The sequence below is a fragment of the Moorena producens PAL-8-15-08-1 genome (genome assembly GCF_001767235.1).
Lineage (GTDB): Bacteria > Cyanobacteriota > Cyanobacteriia > Cyanobacteriales > Coleofasciculaceae > Moorena > Moorena producens_A.
In genome coordinates, this window is sequence record NZ_CP017599.1 from 8,088,049 (window position 1) to 8,102,387 (window position 14,339).

At 42.7% G+C, this 14,339-nt stretch carries 13 protein-coding genes; 7 read left to right on the top strand and 6 right to left on the bottom strand.

Annotation, left to right across the window (positions count from 1 at the left end; genetic code table 11):
* Positions 1-91: 91 nt before the first annotated feature.
* Positions 92-700, top strand: a complete 609-nt coding sequence (gene rpsD, locus BJP34_RS29575) for a 30S ribosomal protein S4 (protein ID WP_070395435.1) — start codon at positions 92-94, stop codon at positions 698-700.
* A gap of 425 nt (positions 701-1,125) precedes the next feature.
* On the opposite strand, the gene moaA is transcribed toward rpsD, so the two are convergent.
* Positions 1,126-2,112, bottom strand: a complete 987-nt coding sequence (gene moaA, locus BJP34_RS29580; protein ID WP_070395436.1) for a GTP 3',8-cyclase MoaA — start codon at positions 2,110-2,112, stop codon at positions 1,126-1,128.
* A 258-nt stretch (positions 2,113-2,370) separates the two neighbouring features.
* On the opposite strand from moaA, the gene BJP34_RS29585 reads away from it, so the two are divergent.
* A complete protein-coding gene (locus BJP34_RS29585) occupies positions 2,371-3,279 on the top strand; it encodes an alpha/beta hydrolase (RefSeq protein WP_070395437.1) in 909 nt (302 codons plus the stop codon).
* On the opposite strand, the gene BJP34_RS44790 is transcribed toward BJP34_RS29585, so the two are convergent.
* A complete protein-coding gene (locus BJP34_RS44790) occupies positions 3,248-3,400 on the bottom strand; it encodes a hypothetical protein (RefSeq protein WP_158517540.1) in 153 nt (50 codons plus the stop codon). The genes BJP34_RS29585 and BJP34_RS44790 overlap by 32 nt on opposite strands.
* A gap of 357 nt (positions 3,401-3,757) precedes the next feature.
* Between BJP34_RS44790 and cbiD the strand changes: the two genes are divergently transcribed.
* The 3 genes from cbiD (at position 3,758) to BJP34_RS29600 (ending at position 8,918) form a co-directional block, all read left to right on the top strand.
* Positions 3,758-4,903, top strand: coding sequence for a cobalt-precorrin-5B (C(1))-methyltransferase CbiD (cbiD, locus tag BJP34_RS29590; protein ID WP_070395438.1), 1,146 nt, complete (start codon positions 3,758-3,760; stop codon positions 4,901-4,903).
* Between the two features lie 430 nt (positions 4,904-5,333).
* A complete protein-coding gene (gene guaA / locus BJP34_RS29595) occupies positions 5,334-6,977 on the top strand; it encodes a glutamine-hydrolyzing GMP synthase (protein WP_070395439.1) in 1,644 nt (547 codons plus the stop codon).
* A 366-nt stretch (positions 6,978-7,343) separates the two neighbouring features.
* Positions 7,344-8,918: a zinc ribbon domain-containing protein gene (locus BJP34_RS29600; RefSeq protein ID WP_229424084.1), complete on the top strand. Its 1,575-nt coding sequence runs from the start codon at positions 7,344-7,346 to the stop codon at positions 8,916-8,918.
* Between the two features lie 51 nt (positions 8,919-8,969).
* Here the strand turns inward: BJP34_RS29600 and BJP34_RS29605 are convergent, their stop codons facing one another.
* A complete protein-coding gene (locus tag BJP34_RS29605) occupies positions 8,970-9,683 on the bottom strand; it encodes a choice-of-anchor E domain-containing protein (RefSeq protein ID WP_070395440.1) in 714 nt (237 codons plus the stop codon).
* A 1,424-nt stretch (positions 9,684-11,107) separates the two neighbouring features.
* Here BJP34_RS29605 and BJP34_RS47985 point away from each other — a divergent pair.
* Complete coding sequence (locus BJP34_RS47985; RefSeq protein WP_229424085.1) at positions 11,108-11,260, top strand: hypothetical protein; 153 nt, start codon at positions 11,108-11,110, stop codon at positions 11,258-11,260.
* A complete protein-coding gene (locus BJP34_RS47990) occupies positions 11,260-11,433 on the top strand; it encodes a hypothetical protein (RefSeq protein WP_229424086.1) in 174 nt (57 codons plus the stop codon). The genes BJP34_RS47985 and BJP34_RS47990 overlap by 1 nt, the downstream gene beginning before the upstream one ends.
* Positions 11,434-11,777: 344 nt before the next feature.
* Here the strand turns inward: BJP34_RS47990 and BJP34_RS29615 are convergent, their stop codons facing one another.
* From BJP34_RS29615 to BJP34_RS29625, 3 genes are all read right to left on the bottom strand, one after another.
* Positions 11,778-12,470, bottom strand: coding sequence for a PilZ domain-containing protein (locus tag BJP34_RS29615; protein WP_070395442.1), 693 nt, complete (start codon positions 12,468-12,470; stop codon positions 11,778-11,780).
* A gap of 196 nt (positions 12,471-12,666) precedes the next feature.
* Positions 12,667-12,879, bottom strand: a complete 213-nt coding sequence (locus BJP34_RS29620) for a HetP family heterocyst commitment protein (RefSeq protein ID WP_070395443.1) — start codon at positions 12,877-12,879, stop codon at positions 12,667-12,669.
* 1,030 nt (positions 12,880-13,909) lie between these two features.
* Entirely contained in the window at positions 13,910-14,323 is a 414-nt protein-coding gene (locus tag BJP34_RS29625) for a PilZ domain-containing protein (RefSeq protein ID WP_149031249.1), read from the bottom strand.
* Positions 14,324-14,339 lie beyond the last annotated feature (16 nt).

Sequence of the window (14,339 nt, forward strand, 5' to 3'; positions counted from 1 at the left end):
CCTTATGCCCACTGCCCTAATAAATTGTAAGATAATAGTTTTGGGAAATCTTTAGTCAAGATAGTACACAAGATAGTACAGAGGAAGTTATATGTCTCGATATAGAGGCCCGCGTCTGCGGGTCGTTCGCCGTCTGGGTGATTTGCCCGGTTTAAGTCGTAAAACACCCCGCCGTGCCTATCCCCCAGGTCAACATGGTCAAAACCGTCGGAAACGCTCAGAATATGCGATCCGTCTCGAAGAAAAGCAGAAACTGCGCTATAACTACGGAGTGACTGAAAAGCAGTTAATTCGCTATGTCCGTAAAGCTCGTCGAGCCACCGGTTCCACTGGACAAGCTTTGCTGCAACTGCTAGAGATGCGACTGGATAACACAGTCTTCCGCATGGGTATGGGAGGTACCATCCCAGCGGCTCGTCAGCTCGTGAATCACGGTCATGTTACTGTAAATGGTCAAGTAGTTAATATTGCTAGCTATCAGTGTCGCCCTGGCGATGTGATTGCGGTTAGAAACCGTGATCAATCCCGCCGTCTAGTAGAACGCAACTTGGAATTTCCTGGCTTAGCAAACCTTCCTAGTCATTTAGAGTTTGATAAGAACACCTTCACCGGCAAGGTGAATGGGATTATTGATCGGGAATGGGTGGCATTACAAATTAACGAGCTACTGGTGGTTGAGTACTACTCCAGGAAAGTCTAACCCGAGTTGAAAGTTAACAGGTTGAAGGTTAACAGGTTGAACGCGCACGCGTGGCCTTTTGGCCAAGGTTGACAACGGTTGAAGGTTGACAACGGTTGAAAGTTAATAGGTTGAACGCGCACGCGTGGCCTTTTGGCCAAGGTTCTAACCTGGAACCTACTAAGCTCGAACCGGCTAACCTGGAACCAAGACCAAGAACACCTGTAACCTATAACCTGCAACCTTCAACCTGAATAACCTGCAACCTTCAACCTGAATAACCTGCAACCTTCAACCTGAATAACCTTCAACCTTCAACCTGAATAACCTTCAACCTTCAACCTGAATAACCTTCAACCTGATTAACCTTGGCCTTTGGCCACGCGTGCGCGTTCAACCTGACTAACCTGCTAACCTGCTAACCTGCTAACCTGTAACCTAAAAAACTATCCGCCAATTTGTGACATCGTCCTTGTATATGAACTATCAGTACCAGAGTCTCTCTCCTTGAAGTTGATTTCTGGTTTAATCATCAGCAACTGCCTGACCTGCTCTCTTAAGTCAGCGGTATCAACGCCCCTGCGTAGAGCAGTTTTTAAGTCAACTTGACCTTGTTCATTAAGTAGGCAGGGACGCAGCCAACCATCAGCAGATAGACGCATCCGATTGCAGCGATCGCAAAAACATTCTGACATCTGACTAATAAATCCCAGGGTGCCCTTGGCACCAGGAATCTGGAACACATCAGCTGGGCCATTACCCCGGACACTTGATTCTATCAAACCCCAGCGTAAGTGAATCCGTTGCCGTAATTCTTCCGAAGGTACCCACGCCCGCTCACCAAATAGCTGGGAGTTCCCGATGGGCATAAACTCGATAAATCGAACGTGCCAGGAGCGGTCAATGGTTAGAGCAGCTAAATCCAGCACTTCCTGGTCATTAACTCCTGGAATTACCACCACATTCAGCTTTAACGGGTCAAATCCAACCTGATGGGCAGCTTTTATCCCTTCCCAAGTCTGTTCCCAGCGCGAACGTCCCCGATTGCCAATAATTTTGTCAAATGTCTCTCGATTGAGGGAGTCCAGACTAATATTAATCCGCCGTAAACCCCCCTGGTAGAGTTCCTTTGCCATACCAGCCAGTAAAAAGGCATTGGTAGTCATCGCTAAATCTTGTGTTTCTGGTAAAGATGCGATCGCTTTAACTAACTCCACTACACCTGGACGCAATAGGGGTTCACCTCCCGTGAGGCGAAACTTTCTAAATCCTACCGGGATAAACACCTCCTTAAGCAGAGTCAGCAGTTCTTGATCAGTGAGTAATTCTTGCCGTAGGATATAGTCAAGCTCTGCTCCTTGAGGCATACAGTACTGACAACGGAAGTTGCAGCGGTCAATCAAGCTAATCCGGAGATAGTCTACAGTATTCATAATTGCTGGGATGATGGGGTTTCAAACAGTTTTGGTAATAGGTTATATCTATTCCGGAATCTGTCCCTCAGCCCTTGTAGCTAATGCTATGCAGCATCTCTTTCCAAGAATCCAGTGATACTGCAACGGTTAGGGTGCATTCCTTTTCTTGCAAAGCCTATTCTGTGTCCCTCAATGGAGTGTCACAATTGCTTACTCATGGTGTCCTCCCCTACCTAAAATCGAGAAGAAACTACCAGTATCCTAGATTTAGGGGAAATGACCGACAAACCAGATTTTCTTCTATACGCACAACACGGATGGGCGGATAACTCTAAAGCGATGGCAAGCCTTGCCCAATCCTTAGCCACATCCCGCACTGCCATCATTACTCCTGATCTCGGTTGGTTCAAAACCTGGCTCTGGATAGAACCCCTAATCAACCAACTTGAAAACATCGTCTTAGATACCATTGTCACATATCCCCAAACACCAATCCGAATTATTGGTCATTCCATGGGTGGCTTAATTTGGCTAGAACTCCTCAGCCGTCACCAAGACTGGTGGTCACAAGTAGAATCCTTAGTGTTGATTGGTTCTCCTATTGGTGGTGCAGATCTAGCTAGAATTATTGACCCCTTTGGGATTGGTATTGGTATCGCAAAGGATTTAGGTATCAACCGCCGACAACTAGCAGAGTCCATTGGCGCAGTGATTCCCACATTAGTAATAGCTGGTGATAGTGATCACGGTAGCGACGGTACGATTACAATACAGACAACCAAGTTTTCTCCTAGTCAATTCGTTTGTTTACCTAATCTGCGTCATGCTGCTCTCAAAAATCATCCGTTAGTCGCAGCAGAAATCCAGAAATTTTGGGCGAATCCAGTTATCACACAATCTCCTCCACCAGGAGACTTTATTACTAGCTTAATTCAACAATTACACTCAGTCCCAGGTATGACTGATGGTCATGGTCGAAATTTTCACCGAGCCAAGACCTATATAACATTTAAAAATGGCATTTCCATTCGGACTTGGCAGAATCCTTTACTAATACACCATGTATTTGTAGCTAGCCCTGAAGGAGACTGTCTCTACAGTGGTTTTGTAGGTTGGATACATACTCAAGCCTTATATCAAACCCTTGGAAATATTATAGCAAAGGGAACAGGGAGCAGGGAGTAGGCAGTAGGCAGTAGGCAGTAGGCAGTAGGCAGTAGGCAGTAGGGAATAGGGCATCAAAAATTATCACAATTCCTACACGGATTAGTATTGTTAGTTTAAACTTGTCACTCAAAAAAATCATTAAAAAATTTATAATAAATCAAGATTTACCTGGAATAATACCTTGGCGATAGTGATAGTGAATATAAGCATAAACAAATTCATATCACACTGGATAGTATAGGCATAAACAAACCTCAACAGACAGCAAATAAACTATATTTTGTCTATTAGTTGTCAAAATAAACTAGCGTTAATGTAGATTTTGTTTACATTACATAATAAGTAGGTTAAACACTATATAATACAAATACAGTTAATCACTTATCAACTAGTTTGGGGATTTTTGGTTTACGGTAATCGGTAACTACAAATTACCAATTACCAATTACCAATTAGACAATGAAGAACTAAGCGATCGCAAATTTCACCTGGTTACATGACCACCTCCCTACCTCAATCTGGATATACCTTACCGGTATTCGCCTGTGCCTCAGCAATAGCCGCCCTCCATCAGTTACGCAACGGCCAACCCGTGGAAACGGTGTCAGTGGACTTAATTAACCCTCCTGAAACCGCAGACATTCCCATTGAGCAAGTGGCTAGGATTCGAGAAGGGGTAGCGCTAGCTATCACTCACTCTAACCCTGGTGATAACCTTGACCTTACCCGTAATACCCCGATTTGGGCAGTTGTAGAATGGGGTTCCTCGGAGCAAACTAAATCGATACAGTTATTGGGAGGCGAAGGAATTGGACGACAAATCAATGCCGGAGGCAAACCAGCCATCTATGCTTACGCTGAGAAACTATTGCACCATAACTTGAGTTCTCTGCTAGCACCGTCAGAGAAAATTCAGGTGACGATTATCTTGCCGGAAGGGCGGAAGTTGGCACAGCGTACTTCTAATTCTGCCTTTGGTGTAGTAGAAGGACTTTCCCTACTAGGAACGACTGGCATTTCCCAGCCTCTGAGTGCTCCTGGTCAATTAGCTGCTTACCAGGAAGAATTAAAAGCAAAAGCCAGCAAATTGCTAAAACAGCAAGCCTCCTCACATTCGACAACACTAGTGTTCTGTGTGGGAGAAAATGGTTTAGATTTGGCGCGAGGCTTGGGGATTAATCCCGATCGGCTGGTTAAAACAGCTAATTGGCTTGGACCATTGTTGGTAGCAGCTGGATACTGCCAGGTGCCAGAAATTTTGTTATTTGGCTATCATGGTAAGTTAATTAAACTGGCTGGAGGAATTTTTCACACTCACCACCACCTAGCTGATGGACGACTGGAAATTCTCACTGCTCACTGTGCGCAGTTAGGAGTACCAAGCCCACTGATCAAGCAAGTATTTGGCAGTCAAACCACTGAAGCTGCTCTCAATTGTCTGCGTCAATGGGATCAGACTCAGGGCACTGATTGGGTCAATCAGGTTTATCATGCGATCGCATTGACCATTGACCAACGCTGCTTTGACTACATCCGCAAACACAGTGAGCAGCATATCCAGGTAGGCTCCGTATTATTCGATCGCGATCGCCAAATTATCGTTACCAGTCCCACAGGTTGCACATTATTTTCAAATTTGTGATAAATTTTTATAAATCTTCATACATTGGCGGGCGGATCTTGTAGCCGAACCCAATGTATGATAAATTAACCTGATTATCAGCTGAAACTTCGGATTTCAGGACATATAAACTGAAACCCTGAAAAATCTCCTGACTAGAAGTCACGAGAGTGTCAACAGACATACCACTGCCAGGCAGGTCTATGAAGTGCGTGTGGGAGTGGAAACTGACATAACCGTAAACAGATAGAGTTCTGTATCGTCGATGAGAGTCTACGACTCAGACTAACTGGTTAATGCCAGCGCTACCATCCACATCAAAGTGTTGGGGCGTTGAAGGATTAATTTACGGAAACCATCAGCTTTCAACCTATCTGTTCATAGCAATTAATTTATGCTGCCCAGAAGCACACCTAGGCAGCGACCTGTTCGTACATTCACACAACTAAACATGACGAACACAGCAGTAACCCTAAGGACCAACAAACTATCTTACCAGAAAGAGGCATTGCCTGTAGCCTCTCTAGGAGAGCAGTTGAATCGCCAGATGATTGTGATTCTGGACTTCGGCTCTCAATACTCGGAACTGATTGCTCGTCGCATTCGCGAGACTAACGTTTACTCCGAGGTACTATCCTATCAGACCACAGCTCAACAGCTACAGCAGCTTCATCCCCAGGGCATCATTCTCTCTGGAGGGCCCAATTCCGTCTATGACGATGGAGCCCCCCTATGTGACCCAGAAATTTGGAATCTCGGTATACCCGTGCTAGGGGTTTGCTATGGGATGCAGTTGATGGTGCAACAACTAGGTGGAACAGTCACCAGGGCAAAAAAAGCTGAGTATGGCAAAGCCGCCTTACTAATTGATCACCCCACTGACTTACTGAGCAATGTGCGAGACCACTCAACCATGTGGATGAGCCACGGAGATTCCTGCGTGACTTTGCCAGATGGCTTTGAAGTCCTTGCCCATACTCAGAATACCCCTTGTGCCACCATTGCTAACTATCAGAAAAAACTTTATGGCGTGCAATTCCATCCAGAGGTTGTGCATTCAACCGATGGTCTTGCCCTAATCCGTAACTTTGTTTACAACATCTGCGAGTGTGAACCCACTTGGACCACTGCTGCTTTTATCGAGGAAGCGATTCGAGAAGTGCGTGCCAAGGTAGGGGACAAACGGGTTCTGCTGGCTCTGTCTGGTGGAGTAGATTCCTCTACCCTTGCTTTCTTACTCCATCGCGCAATTGGGGATAAACTAACTTGTATGTTTATTGACCAAGGCTTCATGCGCAAAGGGGAACCAGAGCAGTTGGTGAAGCTATTTGAGGAAGAATTTTGTATTCGAGTAGAGTATGTGAGCGCTCGCGATCGCTTTTTGGCTCGCCTTGCTGGTGTCACTGACCCAGAAGAAAAGCGTCGCCGCATCGGTCACGAATTCATTCGCGTCTTTGAAGAAGAATCCCAGCGTCTTGGTCCATTTGATTATTTAGCTCAGGGTACCCTCTATCCCGATGTGATTGAATCAGCCCATACTAACGTTGATCCCAAAACCGGTGAGCGGGTAGCTGTGAAAATCAAGAGCCATCACAATGTCGGAGGCTTACCTAAAAACCTGCGCTTCAAGTTGGTAGAACCATTACGCAAGCTATTTAAAGACGAAGTGCGCCAACTCGGTCGTGACCTCCACTTGCCAGAAGCGATTGTGCGCCGACATCCCTTCCCCGGACCAGGGTTGGCGATTCGCATCATTGGTGAAGTGACCCCAGAACGGTTGAATATTCTGCGAGATGCTGATTTCATCGTTCGAGATGAAATTCGCCGACAGGGGATGTATAACGACTTTTGGCAAGCCTTTGCCGTATTGCTCCCAATACGCAGTGTCGGAGTAATGGGGGACAAGCGCACTTACGCTCATCCGATTGTATTGCGCTTTGTTTCCAGTGAAGATGGTATGACCGCTGACTGGTCACGAGTACCTTATGACTTACTTGAAACTATTTCCAACCGGATTGTTAATGAAGTCAAGGGAGTTAATCGGGTAGTCTATGATATTACCTCTAAACCTCCTGGAACCATAGAGTGGGAATAGTTTCTTCAAAGGGTGATTAGTGATTAGTGATTAGTGATTAGTGATTAGTGATTAGCCATTGTTCATTGGTCAGATGAGGTAAGCATTCAGCCGTCAGCGCTCAGCCAAAGGCTGATAGCTGATAGCTGATAGCTGAACGCGCACGCGTGCGTGGCACAGGCTTCTAGCCTGTGATAAGTGCGCATATGCTTACCAGATGACTAATCACTAAACAATATAAAACCGAAGTTTCCAGTTCAGTGAAACTTCGGTCTCACGATTAGACGCCATTAAATAGGGATAATACGGTATTTAATGGTATAAAACCGACATTGACAATTCTCTAGCACTAGAGTAAGAGTAAAGTATAGTATTTGTGCAGCAGCAATGCCCAAGAAAGTAGGAGTAACTAGGAAAATATCGACTCAAATCGTCCCAGTAGTAGGGATGACTGCGTCGGTTAAGGCCGAATTACTATCTACAATGAAAAAGCTGGGCATTGTCAGATCTGAGTCTTACAACAAGCTCGGGAGCATTAGCCACTGGGGACTGAATTGGAAAAAAGCCATTCCAGTGGTTAAAAGCTTTAGGACTCCCGACACCTTGGGGTTGCCTGCTAAATTAATGGACTGGACCATTAATGATGTAGCAAAGGCCATCACAGCTCAGCAGGCAGCCTGTATAGATGCAGTAGTAAAAAATGTCTACAAAAGATTCCCTGGAAAAGAGAACCAAAACAAGCGAAAGGAGCTTTGCAAACAACTTAAAAGTTTAGCATTTCTGGATAACTCACTTTTACACAGACTTGTTAGAAAGGAGTTTCAGAGAGGACATTCCTGGGTTAAAAACCAGATAGTCTACCAACAAGTGGGTTATAGATGCAAAAGACTTTCCCGTAACACTTACCAACTAGAATTAGCTGGACTAAGGAGAGGAAAAAGGAACAAGATAGTTGTCAGGTCTAATCGAAAAATAAAAGGACAAATTAGATTAATCCACAACCAAATCCTACAAAGGTTTGAAATTCATTTTTTAGTAGATCATGGAACTGTAGAGATTCCTGCTGACCGCCGAACTATTGGAGTAGACAAGGGATACACCGAGGCTTTCTATGATTCAGATGGCCAAGCGCACGGGAAAAATCTGGGCAAGGTGGCAACCAAAAAATCTGATCGTATATGTGCAAAGAACCGTAATAGGGGTAAACTTTGGGCGCTTCACAGAAAGCTAGAAAAAATAGACCCAGCCAAATCTGCTCGAATATTAGAAAAGAACCTAACCAGAAAGACGGAAAACCGCCGTTACAGACAGAATCAATCAGAGTTGACGGCGATAATAGGAGCAGCCTCTAAGTCTCTTTTCAATGGAGAAGCTCTAAAAGTTTTTGCAGAAGATTTAACACAACCAATACGAAACAAACGCCAGTCCAAGGCCGTGTCCCGCAAACTGAATAGTTGGATGAAAGGAGTGATGCGGGACTCTTTGCAAAAATGGGCTAATTGGACTGGTTCGGTTGTCACAGAAGTTCAGCCTAGTTACACGTCGCAAATTGACTCCAGAACTGGAACCCTTCTTGGGAAAAGGACTGGGGACAATTTTACCGGATTTGACGGGGTCGTGTTGCAGGCTGACTATAATGCTGCTTTGAACATCCTTGCTCGCGGTACCGACTTCGAAATAACTCGGTATATGAAGAAGACCGAGGTTCAGGCAGTGTTGTTGCGTCGTACCGCGCGTTGCCTGGAAGGTATGGGACTGAGTCTGCTTGATGCGGTTGAGCTTGGTTGGCTTGACCTTAAGCATAGTAAAACTCAGGCTTTCAAGCAACTCCTGGTCGAGATGCCAGGAACGCCTAGACAGACGAGTGGCAGGTTTAACTCCAATTACTGTATGACCACTCCTCACTCAGGCGACAATAAAGTGAACCTTGACCGTTTTATACCGGATTATTCCGATTTATGACGGTTTAAGAGTATCTCGATACACTATGGCAAAAGCAATATTAAATAATTTTCAACTCTTCTTACTCCGTTTTGTTTGTGTCAATAGCCCCAGTCCTACCAGACCAAGACCGATCACACTAGTGGGTTCTGGCACCGACTGGTACTCGTAGGTCAATGTAACTTCCCCTGCTACCTCTGTCTGGAACCCAGAAAGCAAATTGCCCGCACCCGTTACTGTGGAAGTACCAAGTGCTGTGAAGATCAAGTTCTGGTCTCCAGATCCTAAAAAGTAACTCAACTCAGAGTCCCCAGACATAAACGTATTACTTGTGCGATCCGAAGCGGTACGCTCAGGCAATGTGACTCCAGAAGATCCTGCGAAATCAAGTACACCGTCATAGCTAGAGAGACCAACCTGTTCTGAAACTAGGGGCTTCACTTCAACTAGGGTAATATCAGGTTCACTCAAGATTAAGGCAATTTTAGATGCCAGATCCAAGGTTACTGTACTTGGAGCGCCTTCCTGGCTTTCCGCACGGGCATTTCCCTTGACAAATCCGATCAGGTCAATCGTGACACTTTCGAGAGTCCCCAAAGCCTCATCGAATTTGGGGAGAATGAAAGATTTATCAACAGTTGTCGGTCGCCATTCAATGGTCTGAGTATGGGTGATACTAGCTGCATTAGCTGCACCAGTAGTCGCCAGCATACCAACCAAAGTAGTCGCAGTAGTTGCTAGAAATACGTTCAGACGGGAATAGGTCTTTGCTATGGATTGAGTCATGGTACTAACGAGTGATTAAGGTCTTCTGGTCATATCTCTGTAAAAGTCACTCCAACTTCGCATTTAGGTGGAGAGCTAATTTGTGTCTCTTTGAGCTAAGCAACTCTAGCGATGGCATAAATTGCCTGATTTCCGACAAAAATCCTAAAATTTAGGAATTACCACCAGTTTGACGGGTTTGTCAGTATAGATGCGGTTAAGCGGTTAAGTAGTAGAATAAAATTAAAGTAAACTGTTAAGAAAAGGGAACTTCGGACAAGGCAAAACGAAACAGAGAGGGATTCAATGCCTTGACAATTGTTGACAACGTTAACTTTATTTATTTTCAGGGACTTACCACTGGGACTGGGTTGAGCTTGCAAAACCAGCTCAACAAACTTCTAAAAGCTGACCATAATAGTGATGCAATTGGAAGAGCAAACTGTGGTTTTATGGGATAGCCATAGGGTTGTTCATGGTGGCTCAATCAGTCAATTACAATTTTTTTTGGCTATAAACTTATCCTAGGAATCTCGTGTTTTTCATCAGGTTTAAATTCAGCTTAAAATGTATTTTTAATGTAGATTTTTTGTATAAATACTTTTTGTACAAAATCCGTAATCATAATCCCTTTATTTTTAGGGCTATAACTTTAAACCTTATTCATAAAGTAAACCTGATCCCAATTTGATTTATTCGAGCTACAGATGGTGAGGAGGTTACAGGTTACAGGTTACAGGTTATAGGTTACAGGTTACAGGTTACAGGTTACAGGTTACAGGTTACAGGTTACAGGTTACAGGTTACAGGTTACAGGTTACAGGTTACAGGTTACAGGTTACAGGTTGCCGGTTATCCCTTACAGGTTGCCGGTTATAGGTTATAGGTTACAGGTTGCCGGTTATAGGTTATAGGTTACAGGTTATATCAAATCTGATAGCATCGGAATTGTTTACAACTTGCATTTGTCTCAATTAACTCTCTTCCCATCCGCCCATCTCTCCATCAATGTTTACAATTAATATGTAAACCGAAACGCTATTACCAGGTTACTAGGTTGCTAGGTTAAAAGTTATCTTCTGAATCTTGGCCTTAAGGCCGTAGGCCACGCTGCGCGAACGGCCACGGTACGCGAACAAGCAAATAAGCTTCAACCTGGAATTTATACCTGGTGTGTTCATGTTCAAGTATGGGTCAATAGTTAACTGATTATTTTTTATTTATAGGAATTTGTAGATAAGTTAATTATTAAAATGGGGTGAAAAAGATAAAGTCCACTTCTTAATTGGCAAGAATAAATAAATTAGTTTAGATGCCAACTGCTCTATTCCCAGATCCGCTGGGGAGCAGGTCTTGCAATGCTTAAACATTAGTACTATTTTCCAGTAGAGCAAGCAATTACCCATGAGGGGGCTATAGATAATGTACAAATATTCATCCAGGACATGCTCCCCTTCAGACCTATTACCTATTACCGTCTTGATGCAGTCGCTCATGGGGGAAACCCCCAAGACCGCGCAAATCACGCTATTACCCATTACCTATTACCTATTACCTATTACCCATTACCTATTACCCATTACCTATTACCGTCTTGATGCAGTCGCTCATGGGGGAAACCCCCAAGACCGCGCAAATCACGCTATTACCCATTACCTATTACCGTCTTGATGCAGTCGCTCATGGGGGAAACCCCCAAGACCGCGCAAATCACGCTATTACCCATTACCTATTACCTATTACCTTAGTACTAATGTTGCTGCATAAGTGACATGCTCCCGATCCGCTGTTCCGGTGATCCGCTGTTCCCTGTTCCCTAAAAACCCATAAATATGTACTTAAAAACTCGCAAACCCCTATACTTTGTAAATTTACTAATTAATACCATTAAGAAATCCCCTACCTGAAGGCAGGGGATTTAACCTAAGTGCTCATATTTATATTGTAGCTAACTAATGAAAATTTATCAATAAAAATACTTAGTTTTAATTAAATTAACTGCCATGAAAAAAATTGAAAAACAAGGCAAAAAAAACAGAAAGCTTAAAATCATAACCTTACCCCTTAATCTAATCCTGCCACCATAGGGAATTAAGCTAACTTGGTATTACTACTCTAGTCTAGGTCACGACATGGGATCAGAAATGTAGCACCTAATAAGACCAAACTAGCCATCGTTATTGGCTCAGGAGCAGACTCTAAATCATCAACACTCACTAAAGACTGATTAAAGTGAAATCCAATCGGATGCTGCCTAGGAGATTGCTGCCAGCTGAACCTAGCTTCATCAGTGAGATTTTGACTTGCTACCCAAGAGATACGATCATTAAGACCCTCCAGCAAAATACTGAGAATAGTTCCTGGTGCAACGGTTTGACTACTAGCTAACTGAGCAAGTGCAGAAACTATACAGGCAGCAGCAGCAAACGTTTTCAGTAATACTTTGAACTGAAAGTGATTGCTGAAGATAAGTTGTTTCCGTTCTAATAGTGTATTAAGCTTGACTGGTGAGATATCTAAAAACGTCAATCCTGCTTCATATTTAGCTGGTGAATCTAAAGCAATTTCCCTTTGCCAGGCAATTTTAACCATAGAAGTAGCTGTGTAACTTATGCCTGGTAAGCAGAACTTAATTTTTTTATGTTCCCCAGTTTTTAATGGTTTGTTAATGTAAATTTTGCCACCGCCTCGACTCAGATTAACTACTAAATCATTTTGTTCGGAAATCAGTCCTTCTATCTGATAATTTAGTAAAGTTATATGACGTGGAAATTTCCTCCGATCTTTAAGTAGATGAGTGTTAGTCAAATTAATCTCCTGAAAGATAGGTATTAGGATTTTTGTTTTAGGAGTTAGGGGTTTGGTGTTTGGTGTTTGGTGTTTGGTATTTGGTTAATGAGTAATGGTTTTAGGACTTAATGCCTGGGTTAATACCTAAGATCTAAAGTCCACAGCCTAGGGCCTAGGATTTTTGAGTAATTTCTTATTGTGCTTGTCTTGATGATTAACACCTGTTGAGTATTTTGGATGGTTGAGAGGATGAGGTTTTATTCCGATTACCTAAGTTATAGTTTTGTTTGATTAACCGATTGTAAGTGCGATAGGGCATATATTGCAAAGGATTGTAGCCAGAAAACCGTAATATCAATACACAAGCCCAGGAATACTTGCCAGAAATTATTGCTTCTATAACTTGATTTAATTGTTCAGTACTCATAAATCTATATAAAGGTAGATGCAACTAAGCAAAGGGTTTAATTCACTGTAACAACTCCTAAGCAACTTGTGCTAGGTGAAGTTCTGAAATGATAGCAGATGGTAAGATTACCGATCCTGCTGTGTATAAATCTATTCTTTAGACCATAGGTTTACGTTTAGGTTTGCGTTCAGGTTTGATTTAGTATGATTTATGTATATTTATGTATACTTTTTTTTTGAGGTATATGAGCATTCAAAAAATGTTATACTTGATCATTAACAACGAAAAAAAAAGCACAGTAAAACTGCCATGAACCTTGACATAGTCCATGGCAGTTAACTTATTGGATATCACTGATTAAGAGCCCTTATGTAGATAGTATGCTTAATACCCCCCCCAAATCTATTATCGCCTTACTGGGCAAAGATTTGACTTTATCAACAGATTTTTTACTCTGAAAGCAATGCCCAGTAAATATTTGATCACAAATTAACTAAATAGGACGCATAAACTTGTGAGTAAGAGCCTGATTAAGTTGTAGAGATTAGTTGACTTTAGTGGGCTTATCTACGTCAATCGTTTTAATAACCACAAGCTGGTTTGTGTTCCTTGACATTAAGTTAATCAGTATAAATAACTAATCAGATAATTCCAATTTATGTGTAGGCTTGTTATAAATACATACTGTTTCGTAGTAATCGCTAATCGGTAATTCCTTGGTCAATTACCAATTACCAGTCAATCATCTTTAGCCTTAATAACTGAAAATGGTATAATAGTTAAGATTGACTGTCCTTGATGTTCACTCCTGATCAGCAAGTTGACAAAGCGATGCAGTCGCTCATAGGGGTAACTTCAATGAGCGACTGCATCAAGACATCAACTATCTTTGATTGCAACTTATACCAAGTTTACTTAAAATTAATACTTAAAATTAATACTTAAAATTAATCAGTAGTAACTGCTTACCCTATTAATCATTAACCCCATCACCCGTCATCTGTTCAAAGGGTAATATCTTTTCTGGAAGCGCAACTTAGTCTCAGGATTAGGTATAGCAGGTGTTAGAAGTCTTAGCTGGATGATTTCTTAGTAACTTATTCAGCTGAAGTTGAGGCGTTGAAATAGGTGTTGCTGGCAGACCCAACAGACAATCTATATTTTCTGGTGAGACGGTTACAAACTGTAAACCAGATCTATAGTTTCCTAGAGAATTTCCTTTAGATCCTTTGCACCACATGACTTTAACTGTAGCAGTAACTGTGTGATTTTGTGGCAAGAAAAACTGTATTTTTATAACTTGACCGACTGGGATAGGTTTTTCACTGCAAATGCTGCAACCTCCTCTACTAATATTAACGACTGGCTGACGAGCTGAGAAGAGACCAGCCAATCGATAAGAAATAGAGGTTTGTTGGCGAGGTGATCTTCTTTTTTCTCCCATGCTGCTGGCATTAATCATACGCTTGACATTGGTT